Source organism: Streptomyces sp. RKAG290, from assembly GCF_023701695.1.
Classification (GTDB): domain Bacteria; phylum Actinomycetota; class Actinomycetes; order Streptomycetales; family Streptomycetaceae; genus Streptomyces.
The window spans coordinates 1,321,078-1,341,122 of sequence record NZ_JAJOZC010000001.1 but is presented as its reverse complement, the minus strand read 5'-3'; the positions used below and the strand labels follow the sequence as shown (position 1 = coordinate 1,341,122).

Here is a 20,045-nt window from a genome sequence, read left to right as displayed (position 1 = left end):
GCGACCGCCGGGAAGTTGTCCCGGAGGCCCGGCGCGGTCCCCCACTATGCCGGTGCCGGTGTGGACGGTGCGCGGCAGGGGCATGGTTCCGCTCCGCAAGGATCTTCAGATTTACCCGTGATCCTCTGCGTCCGGCGTCGTTGGTACGTACGGGGGACACAGAGACAGCGTTCACCCCCGCAGTGCGTCCCTGCGGAATCGTGCTGACGTGCAACGCAACCGTTACAGCAGGAGGATCAAAAGCCGTGGCCGTGACCGAACCAGCTCCGGCGGCACCACCCGAAGCGCACGAAGGCATCCTGCGACGTCAGGCGATGCGCGAATCGGCCGCCCGCACCTATGCCCGGTCGCTGCCGATCGTGCCGGTACGGGCCCGGGGGCTGACCATCGAGGGCGCGGACGGGCGGCGCTATCTCGACTGCCTGTCCGGAGCCGGAACGCTGGCTCTCGGGCACAACCACCCGGTCGTCCTCGAAGCGATCAAGAAGGTCCTCGACTCGGGTGCCCCACTGCACGTGCTCGACCTGGCCACGCCGGTCAAGGACGCCTTCACCACGGAGCTGTTCGCCACGCTGCCGCGGGAGTTCGCCGACGACGCCCGGATCCAGTTCTGCGGACCGGCAGGTACGGACGCGGTCGAGGCGGCGTTCAAACTGGTCCGGGCCGCCACCGGACGCAGCGGCCTGCTCGCCTTCACCGGCGCCTACCACGGCATGACGGAAGGCGCCCTCGCGGCATCGGGCGGCGCCGAGGACGTAAGGGTGACCCGACTCCCCTTCCCGCAGGACTACCGCTGCCCCTTCGGGATCGGCGGCGAGCGCGGTGCCGAGATCTCCGCACGGTGGACCGAGAGCGTCCTGGACGATCCCAAGAGCGGGACACGCGCACCGGCCGGAATGATCCTCGAACCGGTACAGGGCGAGGGAGGGGTCAACCCGGCCCCCGACGACTGGATGCGCCGGATGCGGGAGATCACCGCGTCCCGGTCCATCCCCCTGATCGCCGACGAGGTCCAGACCGGCGTCGGCCGGACCGGTGCCTTCTGGGCGGTCGAGCACAGCGGGATCGTTCCCGACGTGATGGTCCTCTCCAAGGCCATCGGCGGCTCCCTCCCGCTCGCCGTGATCGTCTACCGCTCCGCACTCGACACCTGGCAACCCGGGGCCCACGCCGGCACCTTCCGCGGCAACCAGCTCGCGATGGCGGCAGGCACGGCCACCCTCGCCCACGTCCGGGAGAACCGGCTCGACGAGCGGGCCGGGATCCTCGGCGCCCGGATGCTGGCCAGCCTGCGGGCGCTCGCGGGGGACCACCCATGCATCGGGGACGTCCGCGGCCGGGGCCTGATGATCGGCGTGGAACTCGTCGACCCCGAGGCCGCCCCGGTGGGCGCGGGGCGCGAGGCACCACCGGACCCGGTTCTCGCCGTTGCCGTCCAGCAGGAGTGCCTGCGCCGCGGCCTCATCGTCGAACTCGGCGGCCGCCACTCCACGGTCGTACGCCTGCTACCACCCCTCACGCTCACCGACGAACAGGCAACAGCGGTCGTCGACCGCCTCGCCGATGCCATGGCAGCCGCGGAGCGCTCACCGCACCGACGGACCGCGACCGGGTCGATCCGCTGATCCCGGACACCCTCACAGGAAAGACCGCCGTGAACTCCACCCCGCGCCCGAGGCCGACGGCCCTCCCTCCGGCCACCACCGAGGTGAGGCCGGGACATCCGGCCACCTCGCTGTCGAGCCGACGACCGTGCCGCGCCAGAAGGAGGTGCCGCACGGCCATTGGCACGCGCCCAGCGCCACGCCCGCCTGCCCGGCACCGGCCGCCGACCCCCTGGATCACCCGGACCCCCTCCGTGCCGCGGACGCCGCCGGCATCGAGAACCTGCTGCGCTGCTGGGTCCGCGAATGCGGCCTGCCCCGCCCGGAGGGGGAGAACCTCCGCATCCCGCTCCCCGCGAGCGGCACCGCTCTGCTCGTCCCGGTCCGCCACTGGTCCGCCACGGGCTGGCACCGCTTCGGAGCGCCCGTCCTGGAACAGGCACCCGACGAGGCGCCCCCGCCGACGCCGTCACCGTCGCCGTCCTGCTGGGCCGCGAGGCCGACCACAACGAGGGCGCGGACATGGTGGCCCGGGTGGCCGACTCGGTACGGCGAACTGCCGGATTCATCGACGGGCAACGCCGCCGGCCCGCCCCGCACGCCGAGGCGGATCTCTTCCTCACCGCGGAACAGTCACTTCTCCTCGGACATCCGCTCCACCCTTCTCCCAAGAGCCGCGAAGGCCTCTCCGACTCCGAATCCCGGCTGTACTCACCTGAGTTGCACGGCTCCTTCCCGCTCCACTGGATGGCCGTCGACCGGTCCGTCCTGGCAGCCGACTCCGCATGGACGGATCAGGGCCGGCCGGTGGCCGCGCCGGATCTCGTCGCCCGCCACGCCGAGGGTCTGCGTCTGCCCGAGCACACCGCGCCGATCCCACTCCACCCTTGGCAGGCCAGGGAGCTCCGCAACCGGCCCGAAGTGGCCGCGCTGCTCGATGCCGGACTCCTGCACGACCTGGGACCTTACGGCGCCCGCTGGCACCCCACCTCGTCGGTGCGCACCGTGCAGCGGCCCGGCGTCGACACCATGCTGAAGCTCTCCCTCGGCCTGCGCATCACCAACTCCCGTCGTGAGAACCTCCGTAAGGAACTCCACCGGGGGGTGGAGGTACACCGGCTGCTGCGCAGCGGACTCGCCACGCACCTGCACGTGACCCATCCCGGTTTCGACATCGTCCGGGACCCCGCCTGGCTCGCGGTGGACACCCAGGACGGCGAGCCCATCCCAGGCTTCGACGTCATGCTGCGCCACAACCCGTTCGGCCGGCACGACGACGCGGTCTGCATCGCCGGGCTCACCGCCCCGCGCCCCTGGCCGGACCAGGCAGGCATGCACTCGCGGCTGGCAGACATCGTCTGCCGCCTGGCCGCCCGCACCGGCCGGACCACGACCGCCGTGGCCGCCGAGTGGTTCCTGCGCTACCTCGACCGCGTCGTCCACCCGGTGCTCTGGCTCGACGCACACGCCGGGGTCGCTCTCGAAGCACATCAACAGAACACGCTGGTGATGCTCGACGCGGAGGGATGGCCTGTCGGCGGCCGCTACCGCGACAATCAGGGCTACTACTTCCGGGAGTCCCACCGCGAGGCACTGGCGGGCAGGCTCCCCGGCATCGGATCGGTCAGCGACACCTTCGTCTCCGATGCCGTCACCGACGAGCGCTTCGCGTACTACCTCGGCATCAACAACGTGTTCGGACTGATCGGAGCGTTCGGTGCCCAGCAGCTCGCCGACGAACAGGTGCTCCTTGCCGCATTCCGCCGCTTCCTGGGCTCGGTCACCGGGCTGGGATCCCCGCTGCCCGCACATCTGCTGGAGACCCCGCACCTGCGCTGCAAGGCCAACATGCTGACCCGGCTGCACGGCCTCGACGAACTCGTCGGCCCCGTCGACACCCAGTCCGTCTACGTCTCCATCGCCAACCCCCTGTGCGTGTGAGGCAGCCCTCGTCGTGTGCCTGAAGCGGTGTGCCTGAAGTGGTGTGCCCGGAGAAACCCCGTCGTCCGAATTGCTGAGAGAGGAGAGCGTCACCGTGCCTCCCGCCGATGCACACACCGACCCCGCAACCGGCCCTGCTCCCCAGGCCGGTACGGGCGCCGAGGACACACTGGATCTTCGGCTCACCGATGAACTCCTCGCCCTTCTGGAGGAGGACACACCCGAAGCCGGGGGTGGCACGGCAGCCTCCGAACTGCTCGACCGGCCGGCCGAATGGAAGCCTGTCACCACACCGGCCGGAGTGTTCCAGCTCGTGCCCGTGCGGCTGGAGCGCGATCTCGCGGTGATCAGCCGCTGGATGAACGACCCTGCCGTCGCCGCGTTCTGGGAACTCGCCGGGGACGACACCGTCACAGCGGAGCATCTGATCCCTCAGCTCGACGGCGACGGACGCAGCGTCCCCTGTCTGGGGGTGCTGTCAGGAGTCCCCATGAGCTACTGGGAGATCTACCGCGCCGACCTCGATCCGCTGGCCCGCCACTATCCCTCCCGCCCGCACGACACCGGAATCCACCTCCTCATCGGTGAGGTGAACAACCGCGGCCACGGAGTCGGCACCGGTCTGCTCCGGGCCGTCTCCGACCTCGTACTCGACAACCGCCCCCTCTGCACCCGCGTCGTCGCTGAACCGCACCTGTGCAACACCCCCTCCGTCTCCGCTTTCCTGAGCGCCGGATTCCGCTTGTCCGCGGAGGTCGAACTCCCGGACAAGCAGGCCGCGCTGATGATCCGCGACCGAGCCCACCGTGCCCAGCTGTGAACGATCTGCTGCATTGCCTACACCGCTCGAACCCCATCGGTTCCATCCCGAGGAGTCCCCGTGCCCCAATATCCTGTGAGCCATGATTCAGCGGAGTCGCCCGAGCTGCTCAGCACTCCAGAACTGAACCGGGCGGTGTGGGACCGAGCCGCCGCTCGGATGCTTGCGAAGATGCTCGGCGAATTCGCCTACGAGGAAGTCATCCAGCCGGTACCGCGAGCTGCCGAGGCCGATACGTACACCCTCGTACTGGACGACGGCGGAAGCCTGATCTTCAGGGCAGGGCGCGGGGTGTACGGCAGTTGGCGCGTCGCCCCCGACTCGATCCGCGAGGCGAGCACCGCGGAGACCGAGGCGGACGCACCCCCGGCGACCCAGTCCGAAGCGCCCGCGGCGTCCCAGGCCGAAGCACCCGCACCCACCGCCGGAGCGGAACCATTCGCCGACCGCGCCGTTCGCGCCGAGCCGTCCCCGGACCCGGTCCCCGCAGGCACCCCCTTCGGAGATCCGCTGCTGTTCCTCGCCCGAGCCCGCCGCCTTCTCGGGATCGACGGCGCCACCCTCGGCCACCTCGTCCGCGAACTCACCACCACGCTCACCGCCGACGCCCGCCTCGACCACAGCGCGCTCACCGTCACCGAGCTGGCCGACCTCGGCTACGCGGAACTCGAAGGACACCAGACCGGCCACCCCTGGATCGTCGCCAACAAAGGGCGGCTCGGCTTCTCCGCCACCGACGCGTCCCGCTTCACCCCCGAAGCCCGCAGGCCGGTCAGGCTGCCGTGGATCGCGGTCTCCTCCCAACTCGCCGCCTACCGGGGCGTGAGCTCGCTCGCCACGGCCGATCAGCTCTATGCCCAGGAGCTCGACCCCGCCGTCCGCGAGTCCTTCGCCGCTGCCCTTCGCGCCCGCGGTCTCGACCCCGACAGCTACTTCTGTCTGCCCGTCCACCCCTGGCAGTGGGATGAATGGATCGTTCCCCTGTTCGCCCCGGCCATCGCCGCGGGTGAGATCGTTCCGCTGCACGCCGACCCGGACCTGCGACTGCCGCAGCAGTCCATCCGTACCTTCGCCAACCTTGAGCGGCCCGACCGGCACACCGTCAAACTGCCCCTGTCGATCCTCAACACACTGGTCTGGCGCGGTCTCCCGACGGAACGCACGCTCGCCGCGCCCGCCGTCACCGGCTGGGTCCAGGGGCTGCGCGACAGCGATCCCTTCCTGCGGGACACCTGTGGCGTCATCCTGCTCGGAGAGGTGGCCTCGGTCACGGTCGAGCACCCGCTGTACGACCACCTCCCCGAGACGCCGTACCAGTTCAAGGAGATCCTCGGCGCGATCTGGCGCGAGCCGCTCCTGCCGCGGCTCGCACCCGGTGAGCGTGCCCGGACCCTCGCCTCACTGCTGCTCACCGATCCCCAGGGCCGTGCCTTCACCGCCGAGCTGGTGAGCCGGTCGGGGCTGCCCCCCGCCGTGTGGCTCACCCGTCTCTTCGCCGCACTGCTCCCGCCGCTGCTGCACTTCCTCTACCGCTACGGCACCGTGTTCTCGCCGCACGGCGAGAACGCCATCGTCGTCTTCGACGATCAGGACGTTCCCGTCCGCCTGGCGATCAAGGACTTCGTGGACGACGTGAACATCAGCGCCCGGCCGCTGCCGGAGCACGACACCATGCCGCAGGACGTACGCCGCATCCTGCTCACCGAGGAGCCCGCCTTCCTCACCCAGTTCATCCACTCCGGACTGTTCACCGGAGTCTTCCGCTTTCTGTCCCCGCTCTGCGAGGAGCAGCTGGGTGTCCCGGAGGCCGAATTCTGGTCACTCGTCCGGGCGGAGATCCTGCGCCACCACGCCCGCTTCCCGGAGCTGAAGGACAGGTTCGAGATGTTCGACATGCTGAAGCCGCGCATCGAACGCCTCTGTCTCAACCGCAACCGCCTGCACCTGGACGGCTACCGTGACCGACCCGAGCGCCCGCACGCGGCGGTCCACGGCACGGTGCCCAACCCGCTCCACCCCTCCGCGTGAGGCCGGGAGTGATCGCCGTTGTCAGTGACGCCCATTAGGCTGGTCGCGCTATGACGAAGCCATCCCTCCCCGAGCTCCTGCACGCCGCCGTGACCGCCGTCGGCGGTACGGAGCGGCCCGGCCAGGCCGCCATGGCCGACGCGGTCGCCGAGGCCGTGGACGACCATTCCCACCTGCTCGTCCAGGCCGGCACCGGAACGGGCAAGTCGCTCGGCTATCTGGTGCCGGCCCTGGCACACGGCGAGCGTGTCGTGGTGGCCACGGCCACGCTGGCCCTGCAGCGCCAGCTGGTGGAGCGGGACCTTCCGCGTACGGTCGACGCCCTGCATCCGCTGCTGCGGCGCCGCCCCCAGTTCGCGATGCTCAAGGGCCGGTCGAACTACCTCTGCCTTCACCGCCTCCATGAAGGGGTGCCGCAGGAGGAGGAAGACGGGCTCTTCGACCAGTTCGAGGCCGCGGCCCCGTCGAGCAAGCTCGGCCAGGACCTCCTGCGGATGCGGGACTGGTCGGACGAGACCGAGACCGGCGACCGGGACGACCTCACTCCCGGCGTCTCCGACCGGGCCTGGGCCCAGATCTCCGTGTCCTCGCGCGAGTGCCTGGGCGCCAGCAAGTGCGCGTACGGGGCGGAGTGCTTCGCCGAGCAGGCCCGTGAGCGGGCGAAGCTCGCCGATGTCGTGGTCACCAACCACGCGCTTCTCGCGATCGACGCCATCGAGGGAGCCCCCGTGCTCCCGCAGCACGAGGTGCTGGTCGTCGACGAGGCCCATGAGCTGGTCTCCAGGGTCACCGGCGTGGCCACGGGCGAGCTCACCCCCGGCCAGGTCAACCGGGCCGTGCGGCGTGCGGCGAAGCTGGTCAACGAGAAGGCCGCCGACGCCTTGCAGAGTGCGTCGGAGGGTTTCGAGCGGGTCATGGAGCTTGCGCTGCCCGGCCGCCTGGAGGAGGTGCCGGAGGACCTGGGATACGCGCTGATGGCGCTGCGGGATGCCGCGCGTACGGTGATCTCCGCGCTCGGTTCCACCCGGGACAAGTCCGTCCAGGACGAGGACGCCGTCCGGAAGCAGGCACTGGCCGCGGTGGAGTCGATCCATGGCGTCGCCGAACGCATCACGCAGGGGTCCGAGTACGACGTCGTCTGGTACGAACGCCACGACCGCTTCGGCGCCTCCGTGCGGGTCGCCCCGCTCTCCGTGTCTGGACTGCTCCGGGAGAAGCTCTTCGCCGACCGCTCCGTCGTCCTCACCTCGGCCACGCTGAAGCTCGGCGGAGACTTCAACGGAGTCGGCGCTTCGCTCGGGCTCGCACCCGAAGGCACTGCCGGCGACGACGTCCCGCAGTGGAAGGGGCTCGACGTCGGCTCGCCCTTCGACTACCCGAAGCAGGGCATCCTGTACGTCGCCCGGCACCTGGCGACACCGGGCCGGGAGGGCTCGCGCACGGACATGATGGACGAGCTCTCCGAGCTGGTGGAGGCCGCCGGCGGGCGTACCCTCGGGCTCTTCTCCTCCATGCGGGCGGCACAGGCTGCCGCCGAGGAGCTGCGGGGCCGGCTGGACAGGCCGATCCTGCTCCAGGGTGAGGAGACCCTGGGGGAGCTGATCAAGAATTTCGCGGCCTCACCGGAGACCTGTCTCTTCGGCACGCTCTCGCTCTGGCAGGGTGTCGACGTCCCCGGGGCGAGCTGCCAGCTGGTGGTCATGGACCGGATTCCGTTCCCCAGGCCCGACGACCCGCTGATGAGCGCGCGCCAGAAGGCCGTCGAAGAAGCGGGGGGCAACGGCTTCATGGCAGTCGCGGCCACGCACGCCGCGCTCCTGATGGCGCAGGGTGCCGGCCGGCTCGTCCGGGCCACGGGGGACAAGGGGGTCGTCGCGGTGCTCGACCCCCGCCTCGCGAACGCCCGGTACGGCAGCTATCTGCGGGCCTCGCTCCCCGACTTCTGGTACACGACCGACGGCAGTCAGGCCCGGCGCTCGCTCGCGGCGATCGATGCGGCCGCGAAGGCCGAGGAGAAGTAGTTCCGTACGGGGCAGGGCCACACGACGGGGCCCCGGGATCGGTACAGCTGATCCCGGGGCCCCGTCGAAGCAGGCGGATTTCACACCCGCCGCAGCACCGCCACGACCTTGCCGAGGATCGTCGCCTCGTCGCCGGGGATCGGCTGGTACGCGGAGTTGTGGGGGAGCAGCCACACGTGACCGTCCTCCCGCTTGAAGCGCTTGACCGTGGCCTCGCCCTCCAGCATCGCGGCCACGATGTCGCCGTTCTCCGCCACGGGCTGGCGTCGTACGGTGACCCAGTCGCCGTCACAGATGGCCGCCTCGATCATCGAGTCACCGACGACCTTCAGCACGAAGAGCTCTCCGTCACCGACCAACTGGCGGGGCAGCGGAAAGACGTCCTCGACCGATTCCTCGGCGAGGATCGGACCACCGGCCGCGATCCGGCCGACCAGCGGTACATACGACGCCGCAGGCTTCCCCGTGGTGTCCGTGGGCTGCGTGCTGGGCTGGTCCGAACCGCGCACCTCGTACGCCCGGGGGCGGTGGGGGTCGCGGCGCAGGAAACCCTTGCGCTCCAGGGCCATCAGCTGATGTGCGACGGAGGACGTACTGGAAAGGCCCACCGCCTGACCGATCTCCCGCATCGACGGGGGGTATCCCCGCCGTTGCACGGAGTCCCGGATGACCTCGATCACTCGCCGCTGCCGGTCCGTGAGCCCCGAGCTGTCCGCCCGGATTCCAGGAGGTCGTCCGGGCAGCGAGCGCGCTGGGCGCGCGGGCTCCGGCCCCTCCGTGTTCGTGACTGAGTCATTCATGGCATGCACCGGCTCGAGTCGGCTCTGGGAGCGGTCCTGGGCAGTGATGATGGCACTGTCTGCGGTGGTGGTCACGTCGGCCCCTCTCGAATGGTCTCCCTAGCTGCACAACGGTAGTAGCTTTCGAAAGGTTGCGCCAAACACACGTTCGAGTGAAAAACGAATAAAAGTCTGCTGAGTGTTCACTACTGGGTGTATGAGCGAAGCCGGGAGGCGTGCCGCCCGCCCTTGGGGCGAACGGCGATTCGGACCATTACGGTAGCGTTCGCGCCCGCGGGGCCGACGCGCGGGGTCGTCGCACCGGCCTCGTCCACACTCCCGCGACCGCCGACCCGCAATCGGTGGCGCCCCGCGCTTCCCGTACCCTCTTGCTCGGTCGTACGCTGCCTTCCGGCCGCCCGTGGTGCGCGACACGCGCCAGGGCCAAATGCCCGACCAAACCCAAGATCTAGTGGTTGGATTGTTCCAGCCGCCCAGAAGTTGTGGTCCCCGTCCTTCGGGGGTGCGGTCATCGCCTATGCTTGAGACTGCTTCGACGGCCCCTCACCGGGCCTGATGAGGCCATTCAGTCGCGCTGTGAGGGAGGGTTGGGAGCCATGCACTGCCCCTTCTGCAGGCACCCCGACAGCAGGGTCGTCGACAGTCGCACCACCGACGACGGAACGTCGATCCGCCGGCGTCGCCAGTGCCCCGACTGCTCCCGCCGTTTCACGACGGTGGAGACCTGCTCGCTCATGGTCGTGAAGCGCAGCGGCGTCACCGAGCCCTTCAGCCGCACCAAGGTCATCTCCGGCGTGCGCAAGGCGTGCCAGGGACGGCCGGTCACCGAGGACGCCCTCGCCAAGCTCGGCCAGCGGGTCGAGGAGGCGGTGCGTGCCACCGGAAGCGCCGAGCTGACCACTCACGACGTGGGTCTGGCCATTCTCGGCCCCCTGCAGGAACTCGACCAGGTCGCTTACCTGCGGTTCGCGTCCGTGTACCGGGCGTTCAACAGCCTCGAAGATTTCGAGGCCGCCATCGTGGAACTCCGCGAGCGGCAGCCTCCAGTACAGGAATGCGGGACCGGCGAGACCCTGGAGGTCCCCGTTCCCGCCGTCGCCGCCGACTGAGCGGCGCCGGCCGCTCGCCACTGGTCCGTGGACCGGCGACCGGGCGGCACAAAGACCTGCTCCGGATGCCCTGCGCGGCGTCCGAAGTACCAGACACAGACTGTGCCGGGGAAGTTCTCGGCACTTCAGGGCGTTTTTGCCCACATATGGGAGGCGGCATGACAGAGACGGCGAGCGGCCCGGCACGAGGTTCCCGCAGCAAGGGAACCAAGTCGACTGCGACCAAGCAGGGCCTGCGTATCGAGCGCATCCACACCACCCCAGGCGTGCATCCGTACGACGAGGTGGCGTGGGAGCGCCGTGACGTCGTCATGACCAACTGGCGCGACGGCTCGATCAACTTCGAGCAGCGTGGCGTCGAGTTCCCCGACTTCTGGTCGGTGAACGCGGTCAACATCGTCACCAGCAAGTACTTCCGCGGTGCCGTAGGCACCCCGCAGCGGGAGACCGGTCTGCGACAGCTCATCGACCGGATCGTGAAGACGTACCGGAAGGCCGGGGAGGACTTCGACTACTTCACGTCCCCCGCGGATGCGGAGATCTTCGAGCACGAGCTGGCGTACGCCCTCCTGCACCAGATCTTCAGCTTCAACTCGCCGGTCTGGTTCAACGTCGGCACGCCCCAGCCGCAGCAGGTCTCGGCCTGCTTCATCCTGGCCGTCGACGACTCCATGGAGTCGATCCTCGACTGGTACAAGGAAGAGGGGATGATCTTCAAGGGCGGCTCGGGCGCCGGCCTGAACCTCTCCCGTATCCGCTCCTCCAAGGAGCTGCTCTCCTCCGGTGGAAACGCCTCCGGCCCGGTCTCCTTCATGCGTGGCGCCGACGCGTCCGCCGGAACGATCAAGTCCGGTGGCGCCACCCGCCGTGCGGCCAAGATGGTCATTCTCGACGTCGACCACCCCGACATCGAGAACTTCATCGAGACCAAGGTGAAGGAGGAGGAGAAGATCCGCGCCCTGCGGGACGCGGGCTTCGACATGGACCTGGGCGGCGACGACATCACGTCCGTCCAGTACCAGAACGCCAACAACTCGGTCCGCGTGAACGACGAGTTCATGAAGGCCGTCGAGTCCGGCGGGAAGTTCGGGCTGCGCGCCCGGATGACCGGCGACGTCATCGAAGAGGTCGAGGCCAAGTCCCTCTTCCGCAAGATGGCCGAGGCCGCCTGGGCCTGCGCCGACCCGGGCATCCAGTACGACGACACCATCAACGCCTGGCACACCTGCCCGGAGTCCGGCCGGATCAACGGCTCGAACCCGTGCAGCGAGTACATGCACCTGGACAACACCTCGTGCAACCTCGCCTCGCTGAACCTGATGAAGTTCCTCAAGGACGACGGCCTGGGCAACCAGTCCTTCGAGTCCGAGCGCTTCGCCAAGGTCGTCGAGCTGGTCATCACCGCGATGGACATCTCCATCTGCTTCGCGGACTTCCCCACCGAGAAGATCGGTGAGAACACCCGCGCCTTCCGCCAGCTGGGCATCGGCTACGCCAACCTCGGCGCCCTGCTGATGGCGACCGGTCACGCGTACGACAGCGACGGCGGCCGCGCGCTCGCCGGCGCCATCACCTCGCTGATGACCGGCACCTCCTACCGTCGCTCGGCGGAGCTCGCGGCGGTCGTCGGTCCGTACGACGGGTACGCCCGCAACGCCGAGCCGCACCAGCGCGTCATGAAGCAGCACTCCGACGCCAACGCGGTGGCCGTGCACGGGGACGACCTCGACAACCAGATCTGGGCCGCCGCCACGGAGGCCTGGCAGGACGTCATCCGCCTGGGCGCGAAGAACGGTTTCCGTAACGCGCAGGCCTCGGTCATCGCACCGACCGGCACCATCGGTCTGGCGATGTCCTGCGACACGACCGGCCTGGAGCCCGACCTCGCCCTGGTCAAGTTCAAGAAGCTGGTCGGCGGCGGCTCGATGCAGATCGTCAACGGCACCGTTCCGCAGGCCCTGCGCCGCATGGGCTACCAGGAGGAGCAGATCGAGGCGGTCGTCGCCCACATCGCCGAGAACGGCAACGTGATCGACGCCCCCGGTCTGAAGCCCGAGCACTACGAGGTCTTCGACTGCGCGATGGGTGAGCGTTCCATCTCCGCGATGGGCCACGTCCGCATGATGGCGGCCATCCAGCCGTGGATCTCCGGCGCGCTCTCCAAGACGGTGAACCTGCCGGAGACGGCCACCGTCGAGGACGTCGAAGAGGTCTACTTCGAGGCATGGAAGCTGGGCGTCAAGGCGCTCGCGATCTACCGCGACAACTGCAAGGTCGGCCAGCCCCTCTCCGCGAAGACCAAGGAGAAGGAGAAGACGGCGGTCACCGCCAAGGCCGAGGACACCATCCGTACCGCGGTCGAGAAGGTCATCGAGTACCGCCCGGTCCGCAAGCGTCTGCCCAAGGGCCGCCCCGGCATCACGACCTCCTTCACGGTGGGCGGTGCCGAGGGTTACATGACGGCCAACTCCTACCCGGACGACGGTCTCGGCGAGGTCTTCCTGAAGATGTCCAAGCAGGGTTCCACCCTCGCGGGCATGATGGACGCCTTCTCCATCGCCGTCTCGGTCGGTCTGCAGTACGGCGTGCCGCTGGAGACGTACGTCTCCAAGTTCACCAACATGCGCTTCGAGCCGGCCGGTATGACGGACGACCCGGACGTGCGGATGGCGCAGTCGATCGTCGACTACATCTTCCGTCGCCTGGCGCTCGACTTCCTGCCGTTCGAGACCCGCTCGGCACTCGGCATCCACTCGGCCGAGGAGCGTCAGCGCCACCTCGACACCGGTTCGTACGAGGCCTCGCTGGAGGACGACGAGCTGGACATCGACAGCCTGGCCCAGTCCGCCCCCGTGCGGCCGGAGCCGCTGAAGGCGGTCGCCCCCGTGCAGGAGGAGGCCGGTACCCCGGCCCCGAAGACGGCGCACACCTCGGCGGAGCTCGTCGAGATGCAGCTGGGCATCAGCGCGGACGCCCCGCTCTGCTTCTCCTGCGGTACGAAGATGCAGCGCGCCGGATCCTGCTACATCTGCGAGGGCTGCGGCTCGACCAGCGGCTGCAGCTGACACCGGGCGGAATCCGGGCGCAACACCCGGTGAACGCTCATCCGGCAAGTAGTCCCTGTTGAGAGGGGCGTCAGCCTCGCGCTGACGCCCCTCTCGCGTGTCCGGAGCCTCACCTTCCGGACGGGCGGCTCCCCATCGTCGCGGCGAACGAGTCGGCGTCGCCGTCGAAGCCCCGTACCGCGTCGTGGAAGCGCCAGACGCCCGACGCGTCCCGGACGAACTCGGCGACGACGGCAGCCGTCGCGGCGCCGACGGCCGAGAAGTCGCTCTCGGCCAGGTTGAGGTACCCCTCGCGGACCTGCACCCCGGTGTTCTCTATCGCGGCGAAGGTCTTGTGGCCGTCGCGCTGCTGAATGGCCACACCGACCACGACCCGGCTGTACGACTCCGAGATCCGGTCCAGCTCCAGTGTCATCACCTCGTCGTAGCCCAGGCCCTGGCCGGTCCGGCTGTCGCGGTTGAGGGTGATCGTGCCGTCGGGAGCGCGGCTGTCGAAGTGCACGAGATACGCGGGGTCGCCGTACGGCTCATCGGCCGGATAGGTCGCCGCGATGATGTCGAGGTCGTTGGGGGGCTCGCCCTGAGAACTGGGGTCCCACTTGAGCCGGACCTCGACCTTCTCGATGTCCTTGTTGGGAGTACTCATCGGACTTCCCTCCTTCGCGCGGAGCCGCCGCTCCGGTTCTATCACCCGATCATGTCCGTAACTGTCCGTGGAACCAACCGGCTTGGCCGCGGGTGGCGGAATCGGGCCACGCGAGCGCCCGGGGGTGTCTCAATAGGGCCCGGAGGTGTCTCAATGCGGTATCCGCCGCGGCGGGCGCTGCCGGATCTCGTCCCGGAAGGCCTCGATCGCGCTGCTGACCTGACGTATGAGGTGGGTGTGCTCGATGCGGTCGAGGTAGAGGCAGTTACGGGCCAGCCCCTCCAGCTCGAAGGCGAAGTACAGCGACATCAGGGGGTTGATGAAGAGTTCGCTGTCGCGGGTCCGCGAGGTGAACCGGACATCCCCGAACTCTCCCCGGACCGCCGCGGCGATTGACCCGTTGACGATGCTCGGATGGTCGGGGGTGTTCTCCTGCGCGTGCGCCACGGCGTCGAGGAAGAGCGCGCCCTCGCGCGCCTCGCGCGACACGGAGAACGCCCCGAGGTAGGCGCCGTCGCGGTCGAGCGCGGCGATGTTCTCCAGTACGAGTCCGTGACTGACACCGTGGTACGCGTCGACGCCGAAGCCGATGGAGACCACCAGACGCTCCGGTACGTCGAGCGCGGCGAGCGCCGCGACGCTGGTCAGGTCCTCCTCCGGAGTGCCGAGGCCGGACTCGTCGCCGCGCATCAGGATGTCGGTGCCGCCGTCGACGAGAACGACCGCGTCGATGTCGTACCGCTCGATCAGCGCACGGTAGGCGGCCCGCAGGGGCTGTACGCCCGTCCGGGCCAGGGCGTGGACGGTGCTCGGGTAGCCGTGCAGGGCGAGCCACTGGGCGAGGGTCCGCTCCGGGAAGTACGACTGGTGGAGGGACGTTTCGGGCGTGATGACGGCGAGGTCGGGCGCGAGCCAGGAATCGAGGGGGAGCCCCTCGAGGGCGCTGAACGACAGGTTGGCGAGCTGCACCTGCTTGTTCCGGTGCAGGAGGGCCAGCGCGAGGGGGAGACCGGCGTAGATGTCGAAGCCGCCGCCCGCACCGGAGATGAGGATCCGCTCCGCGGATTCGAGGCGGTCGAACAGCGGATTGGCGTACAGCGATGTCATGTTGATCATTCTGCGACAGGGCGGGGCCCCGGTTCGGTCCACTCCACCGGAGCGTGACCCGCGCCACGTCCGGCACCCGTACGATGGAGCGGTGCTGGTCAAGTGGATTCGCTGCAATGTGGTGGACCGTCGAGGTTTTGAGCATGGGCAGCGGAAGTGGGCGGGGCTGCTGGGTGAGCCGGGCTTCCGGGGGCAGGGCGGTGGCTGGAGCCGTGGCCGGCCTGAGGTGGCCCATGTCTTCGCGTTCTGGGAGAACCGGGTCTTCTACGACTCGTTCATGGCACGCGGGCACGACGCGCTTGCCGCCGCGCAGTCCGGTACGTGCAACGACATCCAGGTCAAGCTGTTCGACTACCGCTTCGATGTGAAGACCGGCTTCGAGCCCCGGTTCACCGACGCGGACGTGCTCAGGGTGGCCCACAGCACGGTGCACGAGGACCGGGTCGAACACTTCGCGCTGATGCAGCAGAGGGTGTGGAACCCGGCGATGGCCGGATCACCCGGGATGCTGCGCGGGGTGTTCGCAGAGGCGCCGGGCCATGAGTTCCTGGTCTTCTCGATGTGGCAGTCGAGCGCCGAACACGGCAAGTACCGGGCGGGCAGCGTCGAACGGCTCTCGCAGCGGGCGCAGACCGAGGACGACGTGGCGGCGCTCACCGGCGACGTCGTGCAGCTCGAACCGTCGTGGACGGTGTGAGCAGCGGGGACTGCGCCGCGTTGCACCCGCGACATGCGCCTGCCCGGGTTCCGGACAATTGCTCGAACCGGAGCGACTCGATCTAGGGTCGTTACATGGCACGACCGCAACGCATTGTCCTCGTCCGGCACGGCGAGTCCGAGGGCAATGCCGATGACACGGTGTACGAGCGCGAGCCCGACCACGCGCTGAGGCTCACCCCCACAGGCCTGCGGCAGGCCCGCGAGGCCGGGGTGCGGCTGCGTGAGCTCTTCGACGGGGAGCAGGTCAGCGTGTACGTCTCGCCCTATCGCCGTACGCACGAGACGTTCAGCTCCTTCGGTCTGGACCTCGACTGCGTGCGGGTGCGGGAGGAGCCGCGGCTGCGCGAGCAGGACTGGGGGAACTGGCAGGAAAGGGACGACGTCAGGCTGCAGAAGGCGTACCGGGACGCTTACGGGCACTTCTTCTACCGCTTCGCGCAGGGCGAGTCCGGTGCGGACGTGTACGACCGGGTCGGATCGTTCCTGGAAAGCCTGTACCGGAGCTTCGAGGCCCCGGACCACCCGCCGAACGTCCTGCTGGTCACCCACGGACTGACCATGCGGCTGTTCTGCATGCGCTGGTTCCACTGGTCCGTGGCGGAATTCGAATCGCTGTCGAATCCCGGCAACGGGGAGTCCCGGACGCTGGTGCTCGGCAAGGACGGGCGCTACACCCTTGACCGGCCCTTCGAGCGCTGGCGCACACCTGAGCCGTACGGCATCACCGGATAGAGTGGAAGCGATGACCGAAACGGCTTCCGACCAGCGCTTCGAACGCGCCCTTGCCAGCCTGCGCGGCCTCTCCGTGGGAGACGCCCTGGGTTCCCAGTTCTTTGTGCCCGCCAACTATCCGCTCCTGAAGGACCGGGGCCTGCCCCCAGGGCCCTGGCAGTGGACCGACGACACCGAAATGGCCTGTTCGGTCCTGGCCGTGCTCCGCGAGCACGGCCGCATCGACCAGGACGCGCTCGCCGGCTCCTTCGCGGTGCACCACGACTTCGACCGGGGATACGGCCCGGCCGTGAACCGCCTGCTCAGGCTGGTCCGGGAGGGCGGGGACTGGCGGGAGCTGGCATCCGCACTGTTCAAGGGCCAGGGCTCGTGGGGCAACGGCTCGTCGATGCGCATCGCACCGCTCGGTGCCTGGTACGCGGACGACCCCGAGCAGGCCACGCACCAGGCCGAGATCTCCTCGTACACCACCCACCAGCACCGGGAAGCCGTCGTGGGCGCGATGGCCGTGGCGGCAGCGGCCTCGCTCGCGGCCTCGCCCTCCGGCCCCCCGAAGCCGACGGAGCTCCTGGACGGCGTCATCGCGCTCGTGCCGCGCAGCGCGGTCGGCGCCGGGCTGCGCAGGGCCCGCGACATGCTCGACTACCAGGACGCCGGCACGGTCGCCGCGGTCCTCGGCAACGGCCGCCGTACCAGCGCGCACGACACCGTCCCGTTCGCCCTGTGGTCCGCGGCGCGCAGCCTCGGCGATTTCGAGCAGGCCTTCTGGGTCACGGCACAGGCGGGCGGAGACGTCGACACGACCTGCGCGATCGTCGGCGGGGTGGTCGCGGCAGGCGCGGCGGGTGCGCCGCCGGCGGACTGGACGGCGCAGACCGAGGCCCTGCCCGGCTGGCTGACGCGGTAGGAGCGGCGCGCGGCACCGAACTGTCACGGTACTGCCACAGCGCTTCCCCCTTCGGCCGACGGCCGTAACGCGGGGTTACTCTTTCGGCCACGCCGCCCTCGGTGATCATTACGACGGGTGCGCACCGAATGAGACGCCGGGGGGCCGCGCGCTGCCCAGGGCTCGCGTGAGCGGACCTCGGTGGGGAGGGGTCCCATGTCAGATCACAGCTCAGAAGCACCCCGGCCCGAGAGCCCGTCCGGGGCGGCGGATCCGCCGGGGACGACCGGGCCGGCCGGAACATCACCGCAACCGGGCACACCCGATCCGTCGACGGGCGGGGCGCCTCAGGCGTCCGAGCCGCTCCCGACGTCACCGCAGCCCGCGCCGTCCGGAACCGCGCAGATGCCCGACCGGGGCAAGGCGCCCGAGCCGATGCAGGTGCCCGCGCGGACCACCGCGCCGGAGCCGACGGCACCGGGAGAGCGCGACGCATCGCCCGAGCCGGGGGAAGCGGGGGAGGGTGACGCACGGCCCGAGCCGGGGAAGCGCGCCGCACCGCCGGAGCAGACGGACCCGGCGAAGCGCGACGCGCCGCCGGAGCAGACGGCACCGGGGAGGCGCGACGCACTGCCGGAGCCTCCGAAGATGCCGCTCTACGCGCAGCAGGTGCGGCCGCAGCAGCCACCCGCCCCATGGGGCCACACCAAGCAGACACCGCCGGTACTCTCACGGCTCCGTCCTGCCGAACCGGGGACCATCGACGGTGCCACTCTCTGGTCCGTGCTGGCGACCGCGGTGCTCAGCGCCCTCCTGCTCGGTGACGGGATCGGCCCGAACCTGCTCGTCGTGGCGGTTCCCGCGGCACTCGCGGCGTACTTCGCCGCCCGGGCGGCCGGTCGCCGACTGCGCCCGTGGACAGCCGTCTGGGCGGCCGGTGGTCTGGCCCTCCTCGGCATCCCGGCACTCCGGGACGCCGGCTGGCCGACCTTCCTCGCCGTCGTGTCCGCGGTGGCGCTGGGCTCGCTCGCGCTGCACGGCAGCCGGAACTGGCTCGGGATGTTCCTCGGCTCGGCAGGGCTGTTCACGTCCGTCGCCCGCTCGCTCGGCTGGGCCGCCCACGGTGTCCGGGACCGGATGGCGGGCTCCCGCGGCCGGTGGGGCGTCGTGCTGCGGACCACCGCCGTGGCGGTCGTGCTGCTCATCGTGTTCGGAGCACTCTTCGCGAGTGCCGACGCCGCCTTTGCCGATGTGCTCGGCAGTCTGATCCCCGATGTGTCGCTGGGCGAGGGCCCATGGCGGCTGTTCCTCGCCGCGATCGGCCTCGTCGGTGCGCTCGCGGCCGCGTACACCGCCGCGGCGCCGGTGCGCTGGGACGACGTGACCGTACGTCCGGGCAGGCCCCGCGGGCGGCTGGAGTGGGCGCTGCCGCTGATCTTCCTGAACCTGCTCTTCGCCGTCTTCCTCGCCATTCAGCTCACCGTGCTGCTCGGTGGATACGACAGGGTGATGGCCGAGACCGATCTCAGCTACGCCCAGTACGCCCGCGAGGGCTTCTGGCAGCTGCTCTGGGCCACTCTGCTCACGCTGCTGGTCATCGCGCTCGCGCTGCGCTGGGCTCCTCGCGGCGGAGCGCGTGACCGCACGCTCGTGCGAGGTGTTCTCGGCACGCTGTGCCTGCTCACTCTCGTCGTCGTCGCCTCCGCGCTGCGGCGCATGGATCTGTACGTCGATGCGTACGGTCTGACCCGGCTGCGGATCTCGGTGGCGGCGATGGAGCTGTGGCTGGGCGTGGTCCTGGTGTTGATCATGGCGGCCGGGGTGCTCGGCGCCAGGATGCTTCCCCGTGCCGTTGCGGCGAGTGCTGCCGTCGGTGTGCTGGCCTTCGGGCTGATCTCGCCGGACGGTCTGATCGCGGAACAGAACGTCCAGCGCTATCGCAGTGATCACTCGATCGACATCGACTACCTCCGTGGCCTCTCGGCCGATGCGGTGCCGGCGCTGGACACCTTGCCGGAGCCGCTGCGTTCCTGTGCTCTCGATGAGATCCAGCGGACGCTGCGAAGCTCGCACACCCCTTGGTACGCGACGAGTTGGGGTGAGGCGCGGGCCAGGGACATCCTCGGCGACTGGGATCCCGGTGTTCGGGTGCGGAACTGCCAGGGGCTGGGATCCGAGGGCGGGGGGAGCGAACGGGACGGCGACGGGGGCGACACGTACGACCCGTACGACCCGTACTGATCCGTGCGGCCTGTACGGAATCCGTACTGATCCGGCAGGCCCCTTACAGGACTGATCCGGCAGGCCCCGTACAGGATCCGTTCGGCCCGTACCGGACCGGTCCCGAGCCGTGTGGGCCGATCCGGCGGCCTGCGGCTGCCGCCGTCCCTTCAGGGGCGGTCCCTGGGGCCCGTCCGCCGGATCAGGGCCGGACGGGCCCCAGGCCGTTGCGCCCCAGCGGGGCGGGCGCCGTGGCGGGCGATCAGGGTCGGACAGGCTCCATGCCGTGGGCCTCATCTTCAGGCCCTGCCACCGCCAACTCCCCACAGCCGCAGGTGAGGCGCAG

General features: G+C 69.9%; 13 protein-coding genes and 1 pseudogene. 11 read left to right on the top strand and 3 right to left on the bottom strand.

Annotation, left to right across the window (positions count from 1 at the left end):
* The first annotated feature begins 245 nt into the window (after window positions 1-245).
* The 5 genes and pseudogenes from LNW71_RS05745 to LNW71_RS05725 all read left to right on the top strand — a co-directional run bounded on the left by LNW71_RS05745 (window position 246) and on the right by LNW71_RS05725 (window position 8,414).
* On the top strand, window positions 246-1,625 hold the full coding sequence (locus LNW71_RS05745) for a diaminobutyrate--2-oxoglutarate transaminase family protein (protein WP_250967249.1): 1,380 nt from the start codon (window positions 246-248) through the stop codon (window positions 1,623-1,625).
* A pseudogene (locus tag LNW71_RS05740) lies at window positions 1,564-3,545 on the top strand (IucA/IucC family siderophore biosynthesis protein). The gene LNW71_RS05745 and the pseudogene LNW71_RS05740 overlap by 62 nt, the downstream one beginning before the upstream one ends.
* Window positions 3,546-3,639: 94 nt before the next feature.
* On the top strand, window positions 3,640-4,365 hold the full coding sequence (locus LNW71_RS05735) for a GNAT family N-acetyltransferase (protein WP_250967248.1): 726 nt from the start codon (window positions 3,640-3,642) through the stop codon (window positions 4,363-4,365).
* A 60-nt stretch (window positions 4,366-4,425) separates the two neighbouring features.
* Entirely contained in the window at window positions 4,426-6,393 is a 1,968-nt protein-coding gene (locus tag LNW71_RS05730) for an IucA/IucC family siderophore biosynthesis protein (protein ID WP_250967247.1), read from the top strand.
* 50 nt (window positions 6,394-6,443) lie between these two features.
* On the top strand, window positions 6,444-8,414 hold the full coding sequence (locus tag LNW71_RS05725; RefSeq protein WP_250967246.1) for an ATP-dependent DNA helicase: 1,971 nt from the start codon (window positions 6,444-6,446) through the stop codon (window positions 8,412-8,414).
* Between the two features lie 80 nt (window positions 8,415-8,494).
* On the opposite strand, the gene lexA is transcribed toward LNW71_RS05725, so the two are convergent.
* Window positions 8,495-9,289 carry a transcriptional repressor LexA gene (gene lexA / locus LNW71_RS05720; protein WP_123462787.1) on the bottom strand — a complete coding sequence of 265 codons (795 nt, stop codon included), beginning with the start codon at window positions 9,287-9,289 and terminating at the stop codon, window positions 8,495-8,497.
* A gap of 521 nt (window positions 9,290-9,810) precedes the next feature.
* Here lexA and nrdR point away from each other — a divergent pair.
* Together nrdR and LNW71_RS05710 are read left to right on the top strand one after the other, a co-directional pair.
* Window positions 9,811-10,323, top strand: a complete 513-nt coding sequence (gene nrdR, locus LNW71_RS05715) for a transcriptional regulator NrdR (RefSeq protein WP_250967245.1) — start codon at window positions 9,811-9,813, stop codon at window positions 10,321-10,323.
* Between the two features lie 158 nt (window positions 10,324-10,481).
* Window positions 10,482-13,388: a vitamin B12-dependent ribonucleotide reductase gene (locus LNW71_RS05710; RefSeq protein ID WP_250967244.1), complete on the top strand. Its 2,907-nt coding sequence runs from the start codon at window positions 10,482-10,484 to the stop codon at window positions 13,386-13,388.
* A 109-nt stretch (window positions 13,389-13,497) separates the two neighbouring features.
* Here the strand turns inward: LNW71_RS05710 and LNW71_RS05705 are convergent, their stop codons facing one another.
* Both LNW71_RS05705 and LNW71_RS05700 read right to left on the bottom strand, forming a co-directional pair.
* Window positions 13,498-14,034 (bottom strand): TerD family protein, encoded by a 537-nt coding sequence (locus LNW71_RS05705; RefSeq protein ID WP_250967243.1) that lies wholly within the window; start codon window positions 14,032-14,034, stop codon window positions 13,498-13,500.
* Window positions 14,035-14,184: 150 nt separating this feature from the next.
* Window positions 14,185-15,141 carry a DUF1152 domain-containing protein gene (locus LNW71_RS05700; protein ID WP_250967242.1) on the bottom strand — a complete coding sequence of 319 codons (957 nt, stop codon included), beginning with the start codon at window positions 15,139-15,141 and terminating at the stop codon, window positions 14,185-14,187.
* A 91-nt stretch (window positions 15,142-15,232) separates the two neighbouring features.
* Between LNW71_RS05700 and LNW71_RS05695 the strand changes: the two genes are divergently transcribed.
* The 4 genes from LNW71_RS05695 (at window position 15,233) to LNW71_RS05680 (ending at window position 19,720) form a co-directional block, all read left to right on the top strand.
* On the top strand, window positions 15,233-15,838 hold the full coding sequence (locus LNW71_RS05695) for a YdbC family protein (RefSeq protein ID WP_250967241.1): 606 nt from the start codon (window positions 15,233-15,235) through the stop codon (window positions 15,836-15,838).
* Window positions 15,839-15,933: 95 nt separating this feature from the next.
* Window positions 15,934-16,593 carry a histidine phosphatase family protein gene (locus LNW71_RS05690; RefSeq protein ID WP_250967240.1) on the top strand — a complete coding sequence of 220 codons (660 nt, stop codon included), beginning with the start codon at window positions 15,934-15,936 and terminating at the stop codon, window positions 16,591-16,593.
* A 10-nt stretch (window positions 16,594-16,603) separates the two neighbouring features.
* Window positions 16,604-17,500, top strand: coding sequence for an ADP-ribosylglycohydrolase family protein (locus LNW71_RS05685; protein ID WP_250967239.1), 897 nt, complete (start codon window positions 16,604-16,606; stop codon window positions 17,498-17,500).
* Window positions 17,501-17,884: 384 nt separating this feature from the next.
* Window positions 17,885-19,720, top strand: a complete 1,836-nt coding sequence (locus LNW71_RS05680) for a DUF4153 domain-containing protein (RefSeq protein WP_250967238.1) — start codon at window positions 17,885-17,887, stop codon at window positions 19,718-19,720.
* The last annotated feature ends 325 nt before the right edge of the window (window positions 19,721-20,045 follow it).

What these genes read in the sequence shown, in the direction of transcription:
- nrdR (WP_250967245.1), top strand. Translation starts at nt 9,811, where the DNA reads ATGCACTGCCCCTTCTGCAGGCACCCCGACAGCAGGGTCGTCGACAGT.
- LNW71_RS05705 (WP_250967243.1), bottom strand. Translation starts at nt 14,034, where the DNA reads ATGAGTACTCCCAACAAGGACATCGAGAAGGTCGAGGTCCGGCTCAAG.
- LNW71_RS05710 (WP_250967244.1), top strand. Translation starts at nt 10,482, where the DNA reads ATGACAGAGACGGCGAGCGGCCCGGCACGAGGTTCCCGCAGCAAGGGA.
- LNW71_RS05725 (WP_250967246.1), top strand. Translation starts at nt 6,444, where the DNA reads ATGACGAAGCCATCCCTCCCCGAGCTCCTGCACGCCGCCGTGACCGCC.
- LNW71_RS05680 (WP_250967238.1), top strand. Translation starts at nt 17,885, where the DNA reads ATGCCCGACCGGGGCAAGGCGCCCGAGCCGATGCAGGTGCCCGCGCGG.
- LNW71_RS05690 (WP_250967240.1), top strand. Translation starts at nt 15,934, where the DNA reads ATGGCACGACCGCAACGCATTGTCCTCGTCCGGCACGGCGAGTCCGAG.
- LNW71_RS05685 (WP_250967239.1), top strand. Translation starts at nt 16,604, where the DNA reads ATGACCGAAACGGCTTCCGACCAGCGCTTCGAACGCGCCCTTGCCAGC.
- LNW71_RS05700 (WP_250967242.1), bottom strand. Translation starts at nt 15,141, where the DNA reads ATGACATCGCTGTACGCCAATCCGCTGTTCGACCGCCTCGAATCCGCG.